This is a genomic window from Cystobacter fuscus, assembly GCF_044360685.1.
In the GTDB taxonomy this organism is placed as follows: Bacteria; Myxococcota; Myxococcia; order Myxococcales; family Myxococcaceae; genus Cystobacter; species Cystobacter fuscus_C.
On sequence record NZ_CP043491.1, the window covers coordinates 3,477,249 to 3,495,940 of the forward strand.

13 protein-coding genes are annotated in these 18,692 nt (G+C 68.0%); 5 read left to right on the forward strand and 8 right to left on the reverse strand.

Translation table 11 applies throughout. The features are described 5' to 3' along the window. The first annotated feature begins 498 nt into the window (after nt 1-498). From F0U63_RS14305 to F0U63_RS14315, 3 genes are read left to right on the forward strand one after another with little or no spacing between them, the layout of a single operon-like run. Nucleotides 499-1,851, forward strand: coding sequence for a class I adenylate-forming enzyme family protein (locus F0U63_RS14305; RefSeq protein ID WP_395846457.1), 1,353 nt, complete (start codon nt 499-501; stop codon nt 1,849-1,851). Next, complete coding sequence (locus F0U63_RS14310) at nt 1,844-2,578, forward strand: SDR family NAD(P)-dependent oxidoreductase (RefSeq protein ID WP_395846458.1); 735 nt, start codon at nt 1,844-1,846, stop codon at nt 2,576-2,578. Before F0U63_RS14305 ends, F0U63_RS14310 begins: the two co-directional genes overlap by 8 nt. Continuing rightward, the gene (locus tag F0U63_RS14315; RefSeq protein ID WP_395846459.1) at nt 2,572-4,020 is read left to right on the forward strand and encodes a thioester reductase domain-containing protein; all 1,449 of its coding nucleotides are present in this window, start codon (nt 2,572-2,574) and stop codon (nt 4,018-4,020) included. Before F0U63_RS14310 ends, F0U63_RS14315 begins: the two co-directional genes overlap by 7 nt. A gap of 7 nt (nt 4,021-4,027) precedes the next feature. On the opposite strand, the gene uvrA is transcribed toward F0U63_RS14315, so the two are convergent. Next, nucleotides 4,028-6,913, reverse strand: coding sequence for an excinuclease ABC subunit UvrA (gene uvrA, locus F0U63_RS14320; RefSeq protein ID WP_395846460.1), 2,886 nt, complete (start codon nt 6,911-6,913; stop codon nt 4,028-4,030). A 225-nt stretch (nt 6,914-7,138) separates the two neighbouring features. Here uvrA and F0U63_RS14325 point away from each other — a divergent pair, with 225 nt between their 5' ends. Continuing rightward, nucleotides 7,139-8,041, forward strand: coding sequence for a metallophosphoesterase (locus F0U63_RS14325; protein WP_395846461.1), 903 nt, complete (start codon nt 7,139-7,141; stop codon nt 8,039-8,041). Between the two features lie 14 nt (nt 8,042-8,055). Here F0U63_RS14325 and F0U63_RS14330 read toward each other — a convergent pair whose 3' ends face one another. Further along, nucleotides 8,056-9,432 carry a pyridoxal-phosphate dependent enzyme gene (locus F0U63_RS14330; protein WP_395846462.1) on the reverse strand — a complete coding sequence of 459 codons (1,377 nt, stop codon included), beginning with the start codon at nt 9,430-9,432 and terminating at the stop codon, nt 8,056-8,058. A gap of 36 nt (nt 9,433-9,468) precedes the next feature. On the opposite strand from F0U63_RS14330, the gene F0U63_RS14335 reads away from it, so the two are divergent. Next, nucleotides 9,469-11,016 carry a class I adenylate-forming enzyme family protein gene (locus tag F0U63_RS14335; RefSeq protein WP_395846463.1) on the forward strand — a complete coding sequence of 516 codons (1,548 nt, stop codon included), beginning with the start codon at nt 9,469-9,471 and terminating at the stop codon, nt 11,014-11,016. Here F0U63_RS14335 and F0U63_RS14340 read toward each other — a convergent pair. From F0U63_RS14340 to F0U63_RS14365, 6 genes are all read right to left on the reverse strand, one after another. Beyond that, nucleotides 11,013-11,876 (reverse strand): DUF5995 family protein, encoded by an 864-nt coding sequence (locus F0U63_RS14340; RefSeq protein WP_395846464.1) that lies wholly within the window; start codon nt 11,874-11,876, stop codon nt 11,013-11,015. The two genes, F0U63_RS14335 and F0U63_RS14340, sit on opposite strands and share 4 nt — an antisense overlap. 25 nt (nt 11,877-11,901) lie before the next feature. After that, entirely contained in the window at nt 11,902-14,289 is a 2,388-nt protein-coding gene (locus F0U63_RS14345) for a PEP/pyruvate-binding domain-containing protein (protein WP_395846465.1), read from the reverse strand. Between the two features lie 133 nt (nt 14,290-14,422). Continuing rightward, a complete protein-coding gene (locus tag F0U63_RS14350) occupies nt 14,423-15,751 on the reverse strand; it encodes a ferritin-like domain-containing protein (RefSeq protein WP_395846466.1) in 1,329 nt (442 codons plus the stop codon). Between the two features lie 450 nt (nt 15,752-16,201). Further along, the gene (locus F0U63_RS14355) at nt 16,202-16,495 is read right to left on the reverse strand and encodes a hypothetical protein (protein ID WP_395846467.1); all 294 of its coding nucleotides are present in this window, start codon (nt 16,493-16,495) and stop codon (nt 16,202-16,204) included. Beyond that, nucleotides 16,492-17,724 (reverse strand): hypothetical protein, encoded by a 1,233-nt coding sequence (locus F0U63_RS14360; RefSeq protein WP_395846468.1) that lies wholly within the window; start codon nt 17,722-17,724, stop codon nt 16,492-16,494. The genes F0U63_RS14355 and F0U63_RS14360 overlap by 4 nt, the downstream gene beginning before the upstream one ends. A 124-nt stretch (nt 17,725-17,848) precedes the next feature. Beyond that, entirely contained in the window at nt 17,849-18,652 is an 804-nt protein-coding gene (locus F0U63_RS14365; protein ID WP_395846469.1) for a phosphatase PAP2 family protein, read from the reverse strand. Nucleotides 18,653-18,692 lie beyond the last annotated feature (40 nt).

Sequence of the window (18,692 nt, forward strand, 5' to 3'; positions counted from 1 at the left end):
GTGCCACCTGGGGCGTCCACGGACCGCGGCGCGCGGGGCCCGCCGGGCGGCTTTTCCCTGGAGGGGGTCCCCGGAGGCGGCTCGGGCCAGCCGTCACCCCCGCGCGTCCGTGGATGAATTTGCTCCGCCTCCCAATCCCACTGCTTCCGGTCCGGCGGGCCGCGGCGTATGTGTTTCCGTCCACCCTGCCGCGCGGGTGCTCGGATTGGATGCCGATCCACGACTGCCAGGGATAAAGGGAAACCACATCCACGAAGGGATGAGAGGTTTCAATCCTGGTGAAGGACGGCGTGGAGTGGGTGGACCCTCGCGGGAGTTGTGATGTTGAATCCCGAGCAGCAGCGCCGCACGCCCGGAAACTCCGCGTCTGCTCACCTTGACCCAAGAGAGATCGAGGGCCTACAGTCACCCCGCCGATACGGCCGTTCCCGCGCGAGCGTCCATTGTGCTCGCGCGTTCCTCTCGCGATTCAATTGAGCGCGTTTTTCCATCTTCGATATGTCTAACTTGAAGGCACGACTCGAGCAATTCGGGTCAAGGCCCGCACTCGTCTTTCGCGGATCAACGATAAGTTATGCCGGGCTGTGCGAACGCGCCAACGCGTTCACGACGTTGCTGACGTCGGAAGGGATCGCTCCGGGCGAGTGCGTGGCACTTCGCGGAGATTTTTCCCCCAACACCGTGGCCCTCCTGATCGCGCTCGCCGACCACCGCTGCATCGCCGTTCCGCTCGGCAGATCGGCACACGCGCAGCACGCCTCGTGGTTCGAGCTCGCCCAGGTCACCCGCCTCTTCGACTTCAACGAGGACGACTCGTGGAGCCTGAGCCGGGTGCCGTGGCGGGGCGAGGCGAATCCTCTCTTGTCTCGACTGCGCTCCGACGGGCGCGCGGGCATCGTCTTCTTTTCCTCCGGCACGAGCGGCACGCCCAAGGCGATGTTGCACGCGGTCGACCAGATGCTCGAGAGATTCGCGCGGCCGCGCGAGCCCCGCCGCACGTTGAGCTTCCTGCTGCTCGATCACGCCGGTGGCATCAATACGTTGTTCGGCATCCTCACCGGCGGCGGAACGTTGATCTCTCCCGAGGGCCGCTCTCCGGATGCGATCTGCGCGCTGATTCAAGAGCACCGCGTCGAGCTGCTGCCGGCGACGCCCACGTTCCTCAATCTCATGCTGCTCGCCGAGGCGCCCCAGCGCTACGATCTCTCGTCGCTCAAGCTGATCACCTACGGCACCGAGCCCATGCCGGCGTCGACGCTCCAGGCGGTGCACCGCGCCCTGCCAGGCGTGCGCATCAAGCAGACCTATGGCCTCAGCGAGCTCGGCGTGCTCGCCACGCGCTCCGAGTCCGATGACTCGCTTTGGATCCAGCTCGGCGGAGAGGGGTACGAGACGAAGATCGAAGGGGGCACGCTGCGCGTCCGCACGAAGATGGCGATGCTCGGCTACCTCAACGCGCCCTCGCCCTTCGACGCCGAGGGGTGGATGGATACGGGGGACGCGGTCGAGGTGCGCGGCGACTACGTGCGCGTCCTCGGCCGGCAGTCCGAGCTCATCAACGTCGGCGGCCAGAAGGTCTTTCCCCAGGAGGTGGAGAACGTCATCCTCGGCGTGCCCAACGTCAAGGACGTGCTCGTGCAGGGGCGGGCGAGCCCCGTCGTCGGACAGGTCGTCGTGGCGACGGTGCAGCTCGCCCGGCCCGAGCCCGCTGACGACGTCCGCAAGCGGGTGCGCGAGTTCTGCAAGGACAAACTGGATGCCTTCAAGATCCCCGCGGTCGTGACGGTCACGGAGAGTGATCTCTCCAATGAGCGCATGAAGAAGGCGCGCACCAGGACGGCTCATGTCTGAGAAAACCCTCGTCATCGTGAGTGGTGGAAGCCGTGGTCTGGGTGAGCACCTGGTGCGCGCCCTGCTCGCGGATGGCTACCCGGTCGCGACCTTCAGCCGTGGCAAGACGCCCTTCATCGACAGTTGCATGGCCGGACATCCGGACCGCTTCTACTGGGAGGAGTGCGACATCACCGACGCGCCGAGGCTGGATCGCTTCGTCGCCGAGTGCACGCGCCGGTTCGGCCCGGTCGGCACGCTCATCAACAACGCGGCGTTCGCCACCGATGGGCTGTTTCTCTTCACGAAGAGAAACGACATGCACAAGGCGCTCGCCGTGAACGTGGAAGCGGTCATGAACCTGACACAGACATGTCTGTCTGGCATGGTTCGCGCGCGCAAGGGCATCATCCTCAACGTCTCGTCCGTCTCCGCCGTGCGTGGCATCAAGGGCGTCGCGGCGTATGGGGCGACCAAGGCCGCCGTGGATGGTTTCACGCGCGGCCTCGCGCGAGAGGTCGGCTCGCAAGGCATTCGCGTCAACTCGGTCGCGCTCGGCTATTTCGAGAGCGCGATGAGCACGGCGCTGCTCGATTCGGATCAGGTCAAGAAAATCGTTGAACGCACGCCGCTCAAGCGCGTCGGCCACATCGAGGAGATGGTCGGCGTGATTCGTTTCCTGATGTCCCCGGCGGCCGGGTTCATCACCGGGCAAACGCTCCTGGTCGATGGAGGACTGACATGCTGAAAATCAAAGACGCGGTCTGCAAGGTCATCAATGACGTGCTCTCGGAGGACGGACGGACGCTCGAATCGACCGCCGACGAGACGAAGCTGTCCACGCTCGGACTCGACTCCATGTCCATGGCGCGGGTGATCGTCACCCTGGATGACGAATGCAAGGTCGCCCCGTTCACCCAGGGCGGGGTCGACGTGACGAGCATCCGGACGCTCGGCGATCTCTACCGGGCCTACTCCCTCTCGCCGGGGGAGGGGGCGAAGGACTCGGCGTCCGTGGAGGCGGACGTGGTGCTCGCCGCGGACGTCGTTCCGTCCTCCGTCCGGGCCACCCACGCGAAGGACATCCTCCTCACGGGCGCCACGGGCTTCCTGGGCAGCCACCTGCTCGATGAACTTCTCAACCAGACAGACGCGGTGATCCACTGCCTCGTTCGCGCCGATGACGCCAACGCGGCCCTCACGCGCGTGGCGAAGAGCATGGAGCGCCGCGGTCTGCCCCTGGGGGACCGCCTGCGCCGCGTCCGCGCCATCGTGGGAGACGTCTCGCAGCCGCGCTTCGGGCTCTCCGTGAAGGAGTACGAGGAACTCGCGTCGCGCATCGGGGTCGTCCACCACTGCGCGGCGTGGATCAACTTCCTCTACCCCTATACGACCCTCAAGCCGTCGAACGTCGTCGGCACCGAGGAAGCCCTCCGCTTCGCGTGCGTGGGCCGCACCAAGCCATTCCACTACATCTCGACGCTCGGCGTCTTCTGCGGGCTGCAACACGCGAGGGCCACGGTGAGCGAGTCGACGCCGGTCGGCTCCTGCGGGCCGATGGCGCTCGGTTACGAGGAGAGCAAGTGGGTCGCCGAGCAGCTCGTCGTCGAGGCGCGCCGCCGTGGCCTGCCCGTCACCATCTACCGCACGCCCTTCCTCACGGGACACTCCGCCACCGGTGCGTGGGACGCCACGGATCTCTACCGCCTGATGCTCGAGGGCTGCATCCAGATGGGCGCCGCGCCGGACTGGGACCACGAGATGGCCGCCGTCCCCGTCGACTGCGCGAGCCGGGGCATCATCCGTCTGTCGCTCCAGGAGTCGTCCGTCGGGAAGATCTTCCACATGAGTCACCCCGCGCCGATCACCTGGAACTACTTCGTGAAGCAGCTCGACTCCCACGGCTATCCCCTCCGCCTCGTTCCCATCGCGGAGTGGCTGCGGATGCTGCTCGGCGCGATCGACCGGCGGGAGCCCAACGCGCTCGCCCCCGTCCGCCCGCTCTTCACGCCCAACGCCGAGGACGGAAAGACGATCCTCGACCGCCTGGCGCGCGACCGCGTGGCGATCCTCGGCTGCGAGCAGACGCAGGCGGACCTGAAGGCCCACGGCGTGGGCTGTTCCGCCTTCACGCCGGAGCTGCTGGTGCGCTACGCGGCGCGGGCGGTGGGTGAGCCGGCGCGCCGCTGACGCTTGCTCAGGCGGCGGGGGACGCCACCTCGGGCGGCCGCTGGCCCACGCGGTGGCGTCGCGTCTTCGTCAGCACGTACTTCAGGTAGCGCCCGGTGTGGCTCTCCTTCACCTCGGCCACCTGCTCCGGCGTCCCCGTGGCGAGCAGGTGTCCTCCGGCCGCTCCGCCCTCGGGGCCCATGTCGATCACCCAGTCCGCGCTCTTGATGACGTCCAGGCAGTGCTCGATGACGAGCACCGTGTTGCCCGCCTCCACCAGCCGGTTGAGCACCTGCAACAGCTTGCGGATGTCCTCGAAGTGCAGGCCCGTGGTGGGCTCGTCGAGGATGTAGAGCGTGCGGCCGGTGGCCACGCGCGCCAGCTCCCGCGCCAGCTTGATGCGCTGCGCCTCGCCGCCCGACAGCGTGGGCGAGCTCTGCCCCAGCCGGATGTAGCCCAGGCCCACGTCCTCCAGCGTCTGGAGCACGCGCATGATGTCCTTGTGCGCGGCGAACAGTTGCATCGCCTCGCGCACGCTCATGTCGAGCACCTCGGCGATGTTCTTGCCCTTGTAGCGCACCCGGAGCGTGGCCTCGTTGAAGCGCTTGCCGCCGCACACCTCGCACGGCACGTACACGTCCGCGAGGAAGTGCATCTCCACCAGCTTCACGCCATCTCCCTCGCACGCCTCGCAGCGCCCGCCCTTGATGTTGAAGGAGAAGCGCCCGGCGGTGTAGCCGAACGCGCGCGCCTCAGGCGTCAGGGCGAATACCTCGCGGATGCTGTCGAAGAGCTTCGTGTACGTCGCCGGGTTGCTGCGCGGCGTGCGCCCGATGGGCCGCTGGTCGATGTCGATGACCTTGTCCAGGTGCTCCAGCCCCAGCACCGCCTTGTGCTTGCCCGGCACCTCGCGGCTCTCGTAGAGCGCGCGCGCCGCGGCGGGGTAGAGGATTTCATTGATGAGCGTGGACTTGCCCGCACCGGACACGCCCGTGACGGCCACGAACAGGCCCAGGGGGATGTCCACCGTCACGTCCTTGAGGTTGTTCTCCCGGGCGCCCTGGATGGTCACCTTGTTCTTGCCCGGGGCCCGGCGCTGGGACGGTATTTCGATCTCCTTGCGGCCGGAGAGGTACGCGCCGGTGAGGCTCTTCTCGTTGTCCATCACCTCGGCCGGCGTGCCCGCGGCCACCACCTGGCCCCCCAGCTCGCCCGCGCCGGGGCCGAAGTCCACCAGGTAGTCCGCCTCCTCCATCGTCTCCTCGTCGTGCTCCACCACGACGACGGAGTTGCCCAGGTCACGCAGTCGCTTGAGCGTGCCGAGCAGCTTGCCATTGTCTCGCTGGTGCAGGCCGATGGACGGCTCGTCGAGGATGTAGATGACGCCCGTGAGCTCACTGCCCATCTGCGAGGCGAGCCGGATGCGCTGGCTCTCGCCGCCGGACAGCGTGGACGCGGTGCGATCCAACGTGAGGTAGTTCAGGCCCACGTCCTCGAGGAAGCCCAGGCGGCTGCGGATCTCCTTGAGCAGCTCGGTGGCGATCTTCCGCTCCGTCTCCGTGAGCTTGAGCTCCTTGAGCCAGCGCAGCGCGTCCCCGATGGTCAACCGGCTCAGGTCCACGATGGAGCGGCCATGCACCTTCACCGCCCGGCTCTCCGGCTTGAGGCGCGCGCCGTCACACGTGGGGCAGGGCTTGTCGCTGAAGAACTTCTGGTAGTAGGTGCGCGCGGCCTCGGAGGTGGTCGTCTTGAAGCTGCGCATCAGCTTGTTGACGAGCCCCTCCCACTCCATCTCGTAGTTGCCGCCGTCGCCCCACTTCACGTTGAAGCTCTTGCCGTCCACGCCGTACATGAGGATCTTCTTCGCCTTGGCGGGCAGCTTGGCGTAGGGCGTGTCCAGATCGATGCCGAAGGCATTGGCGAGGCTGTCCACGAAGTCCGCCGTCCAGCCCTCGCCCCGGTTCATGCTGTTGGCCCACGGCTCCACCGCGCCCTCGCGGATGGTGCGCGAGCCGTCCGGGACGATCCTCTCCGGGTCCATCTCCGCCTTGGTGCCCAGGCCGTTGCAGTCCGGGCACATGCCCAGCGGGTTGTTGAAGGAGAACGAGGAGGGCGTCAGCTCGCCGAAGGACAGGCCACAGGCGTGGCACGCGTTGAGCTCGCTCATGACGCGGTCGCTCGCGGGGTCTCCCGTCTCGTTGGTGAGGATGAGCAGGCCCTTGCCCTCGCGCAGCGCCGTCTCCACCGAGTCCGTCAGCCGCTGCTTGCCCTCGGGCTTGATGGTGACCCGGTCGATGATGAGCGCGATGTCGTGCTTGGACTTCTTGTCCAGCTCGATCTTCTCTTCCAGGCTCTTCACCTTGCCGTCGATGCGCGCGCGCGAGAAGCCCCGCTTGAGCGCCTCGGTGAGGATGTCCTTGTGTTCGCCCTTGCGGTTGCTCACCACGGGAGCGAGCACCATGGCCTTGGTGCCCGCGGGCGAGCCCATGAGCGTGTCGACGATCTGCTGGGCACTCTGCTTGCCCACGCGCTGGCCGCAGTTGGGGCAGTGCTGCACGCCCACCGAGGCGTAGAGCACGCGCAGGTAGTCATGCACCTCGGTGACGGTGCCCACGGTGGAGCGGGGGTTGTTGCTGGCCGCCTTCTGCTCGATGGAGATGGTGGGCGACAGACCGCGGATGGTGTCGTACCGGGGCTTCTCCATCTGCCCGAGGAACTGCCGGGCATAGGCCGACAGGCTCTCCACGTAGCGTCGCTGCCCCTCGGCGTAGAGGGTGTCGAACGCGAGCGAACTCTTCCCGGAGCCGGAGACGCCGGTGAACACCACCAACTTCTTCTTGGGGATGTCCAGGGAGATGTTCTTGAGGTTGTGCTCCTTGGCTCCACGGATGGAGAGGGTGTCGGGCTCGGACATAGGGGCGCGGTCTAGCACTGAAAGGGCGCGCAGTGGGGGGAATGTGGGCGCGCGCACGGATTGGGATGGTCCTCAACGGTTCGTGTTTCAACCCGAATCCAGGGGCCCGCCAGAGGGCAGGGCAGGCGGACGGGGCAGCGCTCCCACACCCTGAACACGATTTGACACAAGGCCTGGGGATGGATCTCGACAGGGCGTGGAGGGCCGGGCAGGGTGGTGGGCACGATGGCTCCGGACTCACTCCTGGTGGTTGGCGTGGGAGACATCCATGGTCGCTTCCACCGGGTGGAGGCATGGCTCGACGCGCTCGAGGAGGCGCGCCGTCGTCCCGTGGACTTGGTGCTGGCCGTGGGTGACGTGGAGGCCTTCCGGCTCGCGGATGATCACCGGCGCAAGGCCGCCAAGCGCGGCATGCCCGCGGAGTTCGCCGTGTACGCGGATGGGCTGCGCGCGATGAAGCGGCCCCTGTACTTCATCGGCGGCAACAACGAGGACTTCGAGGCGCTGCACGACGAGCCCGAGGGCTTCTCGCTCGCGCCCAACGTGCACTACCTGGGGCGCGCCGGGCTCAAGGAGCTGCTCGGCCTGAAGGTGGGCTACCTGTCGGGCATCCACGCGCCGCGCTTCTACGAGCAGCCGTTGAAGCGGCCGCGCTCGCTCGACACGGCCAAGCAGGCGGGCTACTTCCGCGCGTCCGAGGTGGAGCGGGTGATGGCGCTGCGCGACGTGGATGTGCTGCTCGTGCACGAGTGGCCCCGCGGCCTGCCGCAGCGGGCGCAGGAGCGCGAGGTGCCGCCGCCGGGCCGCACGCTGCCTTCCTACTGGATTGGCAACCCCATCACCCGGCGCCTGGTGGAGACGGTGCATCCGCGTTGGGTGTTGTGTGGCCACTCGCACCGGGCCTTCGCGGTGTCCCTGGGCGGAGGCCGCACGCCCACGCGTGTGGCCTGCCTGGATCAGGCGGCCAGGCCCGAGGAGTCGGTGTTCTGGATGGAGTTCCAGGGCCGCGAGGTGGTGTGCGCCGGGTGGGGCGCCTCGGGCGAGGTGGCCTGGCGGGCGGGGCAGCCCTGGGGGCTGGGCTCGCTGCCCACGCCCACCGAGCCGCCCCCCCTGGGCACCATGGGCTAGGGCCCGGCGCCGGCTCAGCGCAGCTTGCGGCGCAGGTGGTTGAGCAGATCGATGCGGGTGATGAGTCCGATGAACTCGTCCCCCATCATGACGATGGGCACGAAGCCCTTGTCCAGGTAGGTGAGCAGCTCGGGCACCGGGGTGCGCACGTCCACGGTCTGCAGGCGCGTGGACATGAAGTCGCGCACCGGCAGGCGCAGGCGCGTCTCGTCGTTGATGGCCGCGAGCAGCAGGTCCGACTCGTCGATCATCCCCACCACCTTGCCCCCGTCGAGCACCGGGAGCTGCGACACGTCGTAGAGCTTCATGCGCCCGTAGGCGATGAGCAGCGTGTCGTTGGGGGCCAGGGTGACGACGGCCCGGTCCGAGTAGCGGCGGGTGATGACGTCGCGCAAGTCCCCGTGGGCCGCGCGCGGCAGGAAGCCCTGGTCGGCCATCCAGAAGTCGTTGAACATCTTGGACAGGTACTTGTTGCCGCTGTCGCACACGAAGGTGCACACGCGCTTGGGAGTCGTCTGCTCGCGGCAGTAGCGCAGCGCGGCGGCGATGAGCGTGCCCGAGGACGAGCCCGCGAGGATGCCCGCCTTCTTGAGCAACTGCCGCGCCGTGTCGAGGCTCTCCAGGTCGGGGATGGTGTAGGCCTTCTTCACCCGGGACAGGTCCGCGTTGGGCGGCAGGAAGTCCTCGCCAATGCCCTCGACGACCCACGAGCCCGCCTTGCCCATCGTCCCCGTCTTCACGTAGTCGGCGAGCACCGAGCCCTGGGGGTCCGCGAGCACCATCTCGCACTCGGGGATGGCCTTGGCGAAGTAGCGCGAGAGGCCCGCGAGCGTGCCGCCCGAGCCCACGCCGCACACCATGGCATCCAGGCGGTGCTCGAGCTGGGCGGCGATCTCCGGGCCGGTGGTGAGCTCGTGGGCGAGCGGGTTGGCGGGGTTGGCGAACTGGTTGACGTAGAAGCCGCCCAGCTCGCGCGCGATGCGCTCGGCCATGTCCTGGTAGTACTCGGGGTGGCCCTTGTCCACGTCCGAGCGCGTCATGATGATCTCCGCCCCGAGCGCCTTGAGGTGGAGCACCTTCTCCTGGCTCATCTTGTCCGGGATGACGAGCGTGAGGCGGTAGCCCTTCTGGGCAGCGACGAGCGCCAGGCCCAGGCCGGTGTTGCCGGCGGTGGCCTCCACGAGGTGCTTCTGGTGGGGACCGAGCTGGCCCGCCTCCTCGGCGGCGGAGATCATGGACAGGCCGATGCGGTCCTTGATGGAGCCGCCCGGGTTCTGGCTCTCGAGCTTGAGGAAGAGCTCACACGGACCCGTGTCCAGCTGGGTCACCTTCACCATGGGGGTGTTGCCGATGAGGCTGAGGACGTCGTGGCGGAGAGGGGCGAAGCGCATGGCCGCGCACACTACACGCGGTAGTCTCCGGAGTGCATGACCTCTTCTCTCCTCGACACCTTCCTCACCCGGGCCCGTCAGCTCCCCGACGGACCCGTCCTGGACTTCGAGCGGCGCCGTTTCACCGCCGGACAGCTTGCCGCCGACGTGACGGCCTTTGCCCGCGCCCTGAGGGAGCAGGGGCTCGCCCCCGGAGACCGGGTGGCGCTCTTCCTGGAGAACAGCCCCGCCTTCGTCATCGCCTACCTGGGCACCTGGTACGCCGGGGGCGTCGTCGTGCTCGTGAACACCCAGTACCGCCAGGTGGAGCTGGGCCACATCCTCGCCGACTCCGAGGCCCGGGCCTGTGTCACCGGGGCCGCGGGCGCCGCCGAGCTCACTCCCTTGAAGGCCCAGCTTCCCGCGCTCGAGTGGCTCGTCACCGTCGAGCCGCCTCCCCAGGCGGTGCCCTGGCCCACGCTCGACTTCGACGCGCTGCTCACCCGGGGGGCGGCCTCCTCCGCCGCGCTGTCGCTGCCCATGGGCGAGCAGCTCGCCGTGCTTGGCTACACCTCGGGCACCACCGGCCGCTCCAAGGGCGCGATGATGCTGCACCGCAACCTGCTCGCCAACGTGCGCGCCGTCACCGAGGCCTGGCGCTGGACGCGGGAGGATCGGCTGCTGCTCGCCCTCCCGCTCTTCCACACCCACGGCCTCATGGTGGGTCTGCACGGCACGCTCTACTCCGGCGGCACGGTGGACCTGCGCCGCCGTTTCGACGCGGCCGAGGTGCTCGCGGCCTTGAGCCAGGACACCTCCCTGACGATGTTCTTCGGCGTGCCCACCATGTACGGCCGGCTGCTCGAGGAGTCGCGCCGCACCGGCGTGCGCCCCCGGGCCCTGCGCCTGCTTGTGTCGGGCTCGGCGCCCCTGAGCGCCCAGCTCTTCCAGGAGGTGGCGGAAGCGTTCGGCCAGCGCATCCTCGAGCGCTACGGCATGACGGAGACCATCATGAACACCACCAACCCCTACGAGGGCGAGCGGCGGCCGGGTACCGTGGGCATGCCGTACCCGGGCCAGGAGGCGCGCGTGGTGGACGTGCGCACCCGCCAGCCGCTGCCGCCGGGAGAGACGGGGGAGATTGAAGTTCGCGGCCCCCACGTCTTCGCGGGCTACTGGCGGCGCCCGGACGCCACCGCCGAGTCCTTCGATCCCGAGGGGTGGTTCCGCACGGGGGACCTGGGCGAGCGCGACGCGGACGGCTACTTCCGCATCACCGGCCGGGCGCGCGAGCTCATCATCAGCGGCGGCTTCAACGTCTATCCCCGCGAGGTGGAGGAGGTGCTCGCCCAGCACCCCGCCGTGGCGGAGGTGGCGGTGCTGGGCCTGCCGGATCCGGACTTCGGCGAGCAGGTGGTGGCCGTCGTCGTCCCCGCCACTGGCCAGAGCGCCGAGCCCTCGGCGTTGGTGGAGTTCTGCAAGGAGCGGCTCGCCAGCTTCAAGAAACCCCGCCGGGTCGTCTTCGTGGAGGCTCTGCCGCGCAACGCGCTCGGCAAGGTGCAGAAGCACGTGCTGCGCGAGCGGCTGCTCGGCGCGGGCCGCTAGAAAGGCGAGAAGACCTGCGTGGGCTTCTTCTTCTCGGGCGCGGTGTCCTCGCGCTCGAGGGTGATGGGCCCGAAGGTGGTCTTGCTGAAGAGGTTCAGGAGGCTCCGCAGTGAGCGCTGGATCGCCGTCCCCTCACACGCGAGGCTCTCGGCGAGCTGGGCGGATTCCCAGTCGAGCCGGTCATGCACGAGCTGGAGCTCCTCCGGGGATTGGGCGGACAGGAAGGAGATGGCCGACCACCAGACGCGCTCGCGGTAGTACTTGATGCCGAGCTCCCCGAGCACCTCGTCCAGGTCACCCACCAGCGCACCCATCAGTTGCAGCTCCCCGCCATAGTCGCGCGTGAGCACGGCTTCCACCTGGGGGATGGTATTGACGAGGATGTTGTTGACCTGATCGTGGTCGAACTTGCGCCGCGGCAGCAGCAGGTGATCCCTCCCGTCATCGTGCTCCTTGAGGTTGAGATAGATGCCGTAGGCGAGGTCGTAATTGATGTGGGCGTTGATGCCGAGCAGCATGTCCTGGAAGACCGACGTCTCGTTCGTGCCCGCCAGGCGGTGCGCCATCTTCCAGGCCCGCTCGCCGCTGCGCTCCTGGGTGCTCAGGGATTGGAAGTAGAGCAGGGAGAACTTCCCGGCCAGCTTATCGACCCACGGGGGATCGAAGAAGATGCGCTTGTCATAACGGCCGCGCTGGTGGACGGCCTGCCAGACGGCGGTCGTGATGAGGTAGTAGGCGCGCAGGAAGATGGCGCGCTGATCATTCTCTCGGTGGAAGTAGTCGAGCGCCGAGCGCATGGCGTCGAGGGAGTCTTCGATGTCCTTGGGACGGTATGCCTTGATTTCCGCGAGAGTCGCCATGAGTGCCAGACCTCCGGTGAAGGCTTCATCCTATGTTCCCGGGCTCCGCCCGTCGAACCACTTCCACACGGCCCTGACTGCCATTGACGCGCACCCGATCACCCGTGCGCAGGCGCATCGTTGCGTTGCCACAGCCCACCACCGCGGGGATGCCCAGCTCCCGGGCGACGATCGCCGCGTGGGACAGGGGCGCGCCCACGTCGGTCACGACCGCGGCGGCGCGTGGGAACAGGGGCGCCCAGCCGACGTTGGTCACGGTCGTCACGAGGATCTCCCCGGCCTGGAAGGTGTCTCCCTCCTCGGGGGAGGTCAGCAGCCGCACCGGGCCCTCGACGATGCCAGCCGCGCCCGGAAAGCCGGTGATCGCCTCCTGAGCGGGCGCGCTGTCCCCGCGCGCATCGAACACATCACTCCTCCGCCGGGGATCGGCCGCCCATTGGAAGGGATCGAAGCGGCCGCGGATCAACGTCGGGTAGACCGGCAGGGCCGAGTACCGGGCATGCGTGGCCCGGCGGGCCGGGACGAACGCGAGCGCCGTGGTGTCGCCGCGCAGCAGGGCGAGGATCTCCTCATGGTACAGGAAGAAGAGGGTATCCCCCTGGCCCGTCAACGTCCCCGCCCGCAGGACGAACGCGCGCAGCACCCAGAAGGCACGAATCACCTCCGAGCGCGCCGCCTCCCGCGCATGGGCCTCCGCGGCGGCCAGGTCCAGCAGTCCGCGTATCTTCGCGGCCCGGCTCGGATGGTTTCGTTGGAAGCGTTCCCAGGCGGCGTCCCGCGCCTCCTTCTGACGCGCGAGCAGCGTGTCCACGTCCACGGGGGCCTCGCGCGCCTGGGCGAGCTGCCGGTCGATCCACTCCGGATCCTCGGCCGGGCGGGGGCGTGAGACCTCGAACTCGTGTGGACCCCGGTGTCCGTAGCGCCGGGCATAGGTCTCGCGGTCGAGCTCCCCCCGGCTCAATCGGGCGAGTGCCACGAGGGGCTCGAGGCTCGCCAGGGGACTCGCGCCGCTGCTCAGCCCCGACAACAGCGCGGTGGCATCGGCGTCTCCCACCCACTTGCCCAGCATGCGCCGCAGCCCGTGGGTGGCTCTTCCACTCCGCCGGCTCCCCGCTTCCAGCATCTGGGAGCACTTCTGGTGGTAGGGGAACAGCTCCTGGTCCCACAGCGCGCCCAGTTCCGAGGCGCTGGACGTGGCCTGGATCCGGGCGTGGAGCGCCTCGCAGCGCTCGGGGGCGGAGGAGACGAACGCGGCCAGTCTGGATTTGTTGGCCCGCACGCGCTTGCGGAGGCGTACCGCGGCGGGGATGAGCTTGCGGATGAGGCTCCAGCGCGAGAGCGGCAGCAGGGGGATGTCCATGCCCTCGGGAAGCCGTCCGAAGGCTTCCTCGGCGGTCTCGGCGAAGCGCTGGCGGCTCACGCCGAACGCCCAGCCCAGGGTCGCCGCGAGGCTCAGGTTCATGTAGGCGCGGCCACCGAGATTGCCCATGGGCGGGTCGTTGCCCAGGAAGAGCAGGGGCAGGGTCTCGGCGAGGAAGAGGCGAAGGAAGGACCACGTGCAGGGCGTCATCACGTCGGGGACCGCCTCGCCGAGGTTCGTGCTCGTCCACAGGTAGTCGCCCGTGAGGCTGTCATTCCACTCGCCCGTCGCGGGCTCATGGCCGCGCAGGGTGGTGATCGGCCGGGCCTGCAGCAGCAGGAGCCGGCCCCGGGAGAGCGCCCACTCGAGGTCCTGCGGGGTGCCGAATTCCTCCTCGAGCCGCAGGGCGAGCCGCCGGAACTTCCGGGCGAAGCCACGCAGCTCCGAGGGACCGGAGTACGTGCCCTTGAGCCGATCGATGGTGAAGGACGACGGCGTCACGTCGCCCGCGACCAGACGCTCGCCGAGCCCGCTCACGAAGTTGCCCACCAGCGCCGAGCGGTTGCCGGTCACCGGGTCGGCGGTGAAGAGCACGCCCGAGGTGTCCGCCGCCACCAGCTGCTGGATGACGACCGCGACCTGCTGCCCGGTGGCGAGTCCCTGGGCCTGGCTGTACGCCGTGACGCGGTCCGCATGACGGGAGCGGCGCACGGTGTCGATGGCACGCCTCACGGCGTCATCGTCCCGCACGTCCAGGACCGTCTCGAAGCCTCCGGCGAAGGAGGCCCGCTCCGAGTCCTCGCCGAGGGCCGATGAGCGGACGGCGAGCGCGCGATCGGGCTGGCCCGCCCGCAGCCGCGCGAGCGCGGTGACGATCTCGTCCCAGGACTCGGGACGGAGCGTGTCTCCCTCGAAGGCGCTCGTCAGGATGATGAAGCCTGGGGGGACGGGATGGCCCGCCTGGTGAAGCCGCGCGAGCACGCGCCCCTTCCCACCCGCTTGGGTGGCCTGCTCGGCGGTGAGCGCTTCGAAGAAGCAGACCGTGGTCATCATATCAAATGATGTAAAACGGGTTTATTCTTCGATTCAAGAAGCTCTCTCCGAGAGAAGGTATAACGATCCCTCGGGCCGCTGGTTCTTCTATGCGCGGGCCCCGCGCTCTACTCGCTGCCCGCCGGGGCGGGCCTCAGGCCCAGAGGCTCTGCTCGAGCGAGGCGAGCAGGGACGCGGCGACCTCGGGGGTGGGCATGCCCGCCTCGGTGACGAGGTCGGCGTCGGGCGGCGTGGCCACCTCCTCGCGCAGGGCCGCCACGGCCGCCCGGCGGGCCTCGCGCAGGGCGGTGCGCTCGGACTCGGACAGGCGGGCCTGGGCCCAGCGGTCTATGGCCCAGGACAGCTCGGCATGCCGGGTCTCGTCCTCGGCGATGCGTGCCATGGTGCCGCGCACCTGCTCATCGCGCGCGTGCAGCGCCTGGTGGTGGGCCACGAGCGCCCCGTACGTCTCGCGCGTGCAGCCCTCCACGGCGTTGTCCAGCGCCACCTCGAAGAGGGAGCGGAGCGGCAGCGCCTCCACCTGGGGCCTGGGGGGCGTGGCGCCGAAGCGGTGGGCCAGCCGCGTGCTGAGCTGTGTGTGCATCACTTCCTCCAGCGCGCTCGCCAGCGCCGCGTCCTGGAGGGCGCCATCCGCGCCGTGCAGGGCGAGCTCCTCGCGCAGGCGCAGGAAGGCCTGGATGGACGCGGCCTCCAGGTGGGCGGCCACCGCGAAGTGACGTCCCAGGGCCTCGGCGCAGACCACGCCATCCGCGGCGCGCAAGCCCTGGGGCCGCCGTCCGATGGCGCAATTGGGATTGCCCCGTTCGATGAGCTGGCTGCTCTCCTCTTGCACGTCCCCGGAGGCGGACACGCTCAAGATGTGGCGTGTCAGGTTGTTGCCCTCTCCGCAGGTGTGGCCCTTGGTGGCGATGACATGGAAGCCGCCGTTGGCATCGGCCCGCACCGCGCCTTGCTTCAGGTTGTCACAGCGCAGGTTGTAGCCATGGGCGAAGGCGAGCAGGGCGGCCTCCTGGTCCGTGTCGATGGTGCCCAGGAAGCCGCGCAGGCCGTCCATCGAGTCGATGGCCGTCACGTTGTCGCCCCGCGTCGTCGCGAGGAAGTAGCTGGAGCACAAGTCCAGGCAATTGCGCCGGAAGCCCGTCTGGGTGGTGAGGGCGTCCAACGCCGATTGACACGCCGCGGGTTGGGAGGCGGTCGCGCAGGGGGTGCCCGAGGAACTCAGCACGCCCGGGCCCTGGGTGGGCTCTTCTATCGGGTAGGAGTAGTAGTAGGCGTCGCGCAGCTGCACGAAGTCGGGTGGCACCGCGGGATTCAGTCCGGTCACCGCGAGCCGGCCATTCTCACAGGCGGGCGCGGTGTAGCCCTCCACGTCAACGATTCCACAACCCGCGAGAACCAGGGGAGAGGCGAGCGAGGCGCGGAGGGTACGAGCGAAGAGGTGGCGTAGCCGGAGGGGTTCCATGGCGGACTCCTGGGTGAAGGGGCGAGGGCTTCCTGAGCAATGGGGATGCCAGAAGGCGTGTGCCGGGTGTTCCGAGGCAGGGAGCCGGGCGTACCCTGGTTCCGCGGGCTCGGAATTCCGAGGGGCCCTGCGAGCGGTATCAGATTTTCCCTCCTGGACAGTTCAGGGGGCGCCTCCATGACATCGCTGTCCGGGTTCTCTCGGATTTTGAAGAGCGACGTCAGTTGCCGAACTCGGCATCGAACGCGGTGATTGCTTCCTCAATGGAAGCAAATGGCCTTGAGCGTTCCTCGGGAGCCACCTCACAAAACAGCCACAGAGTCGTCGCTCATGGTGCTGCATCAGTTCCGAGCTTACCGGCAACTCGATTCTGTCGGCACGCTGGACGACAAATCCCCATGGCGGGGTTGTTCGTCGCCAGCGTTGTCAGCTCTTCTGCAAGGAGGTCCTTCATGGAACGATCTTCGAGCCGATGAAACGAAGGATCGACGAGAGCCAGACCAGGGCATAGGCGATTGGGGGTCGTTGGGCGGACGCGATCTTCATCACCTCGTCCCAGTCATCGGACAATTGCCCCAGCGTCAGCTCGGACTCGGGAGGAGGAGTATACACCGAGTACAAATGCTCTTTCGGGATGTTCCAGTAAAAGTCCTCAGTGACTTCGATTTCCGTGTGGCCATTTTGCTCTAGATGGTCGAACAAAGTATTTGCTGCTTGTCGCAGATCGGAAAGTTGAATCTTCACGGTGCTCCTCCCAAATCGCGGATGTTCTTTTCGAAAGCCCGGATCTCGTCCTCCAGGTGTTTGATCCGGCCGTTGATGATCCTCTGCCGGACTTCCGGCGAAGGGGCCTTCCTCAAAATACCCTGATTATCAAAAGCATCGGGATTGGCCTTGTAGTCCGCCAACTTTTGCCGGTGTTCTGCCAGTTGTGCCTGTAGGGACTTGAGCGACTGCGAAGGGTTTGAACTGGTCTGTCGTCCTCGACCCATCATCGCCACTGCACCCGGTGTCAGGGCGATGGTCACGGATTCGGCACTTACGGCGACTGTCTTCACTTCTCCCACTGCCGCGAGACGGATACCCACCTGCATCTCCGCTTGCACCGCCGCATGCTGAGCACCGGGCAGCTTCGGCACCTTCGCGGCCAGGCCCGGCGCGGTGTTGCCGATGGCCGCCATGGCCAGCATGGCGAAGGCTCGCGCCGCGTTGCGACCCATGCTCTTGCCGTAGCGCTCGCCCGTCTCACGCAGTTCGTGGAAGGTAGTGGCTCGGTCCGCTTCCAGTACCAGCCGTTTGAAGCCCAGGAGCAGTCCCCAGAATGTGTCCACCCCCACGTAGGCGATGAGCGTTGCCGTCATTACGGCGGCGATGCCCTTGCTCACAGGCTCGGGCACCGTGAGCAGGAGCATGTAGGTGGTGCAAGTCCACAAGATGGCCGACACCATGGCGTGAGGGTCGGCCATGTTCTTGAACGCTTCCAGCATCTCATCCAATACCACCCCCTTCGCCAGTGCCATGGCCAGGGTGTAACGACCGTCTCCGTTGAGGGTAGAACCCTTCTCCAGCAGGTGCAGACAGTCTCCGGGTCGGCCCGTGCGTGCGCACCAGCGCAGGTAATCGCGCGTCAGTTCGGCTTCACCTCGCGAGGGCTCCTCCTCAAGGGTGTTTCCCGGTGCGAGGGCTGCGGAGAGACGGCGCGTGTGGCCGTCGTACTCGAAGGAGCCGGTGCGTGCATCCATTTCGAAGAGCCGCCGGGCGCTCTCTTGGACGTGGGTTGGATGCCTCACCTCTCGGGCTCGTGCTGCCATGGCGGCTTTGAACTCTTCGGGCTCCAGTCTCACGGGTCGTGCGCGGGAGCGAGGCACGAAGGTCAGTGGATGCGTTTCACCTGTGTTGAGGTGGACGACCCGGGACGCGGTTCCACAACCCACGAGGAGCAACAGCCACACGGCAATGAAGGACAGCTTCATCTGGGTGACCTTCCGGAAGATGGCCACCCCTGATGGGTCGCCTTCCGGAATTCATACCCAGCAGGTCCGACAACTCGGTGACCCCGCCAACCGGCGGATTCACCGTGCTGTGAGTCGATAGGGTTTAGAACTGCCCGGACAACATCACGCCACCGGGGTTGCCCGACATCCGCATCGACACACTCGACGGTTGTGCCGAGCCACCACTGCCACTGGCGGCTCGGCCGTGCAGCAGCAGGGGCACGCCCACGCCGAAGGCGGTACCCGCCGCGGCGCCCACCAGCACGTCCGTGAGGTAGTGCTTGTCCGCCCCCATGCGCATCAGCCCCACCGACGCCGCCGCGGGTACGCCCACCGCCCAGATGAGCCAGTTGTTGCGGTAGCCCCGCATCCCAGACACCGTGCCCGCCGCCGCCACGAGCGAGAACGCCAGGCTCGTGTGGCCACTGTAGAAGGACAGGTTGTTGTCGTTCGGGTTGTGCCCGAGGCCCTTCTGCTCCTCCGGCAGCACGTGCACGAAGGGGCGCTCGCGGCCCACCGCGAACTTCACCACCTGGTTGGCCAGCGCCGCCACCGCCGCCGTCTCCACGATCGTCAGGGCGTCCTCCGCGTAGTACCGCGCCGACGCTCCGCTCCCGGACGCCAGCAGGTACTGCGCGCCCAGTACGCCCACCGGCAGCACGCCGAAGCCGGCCACGTTGCTCCAGGTGTCCCACGTCTTGCGTCCCGCCTCGGTCTTTCCCGCCATGCCCCGGCCCCAGCGGTCCACCCCATTGAGGGTGTCCTGGCCATCCGGCGAGCGGTCGCACCATCGGCACGTGTTCGGGGCGAGCTGGTTCTTGAGGAAGGCCTCGCTGGTGATCCACAGCGCACCACTCACGCCCGTGATGAGCCCGTCCCGTGTCCAGTTGACGTCGAGCGCCCGCACCGTGGGTGCGTCCGTCGCTTGACGAGCCCCCAGAAGCGCG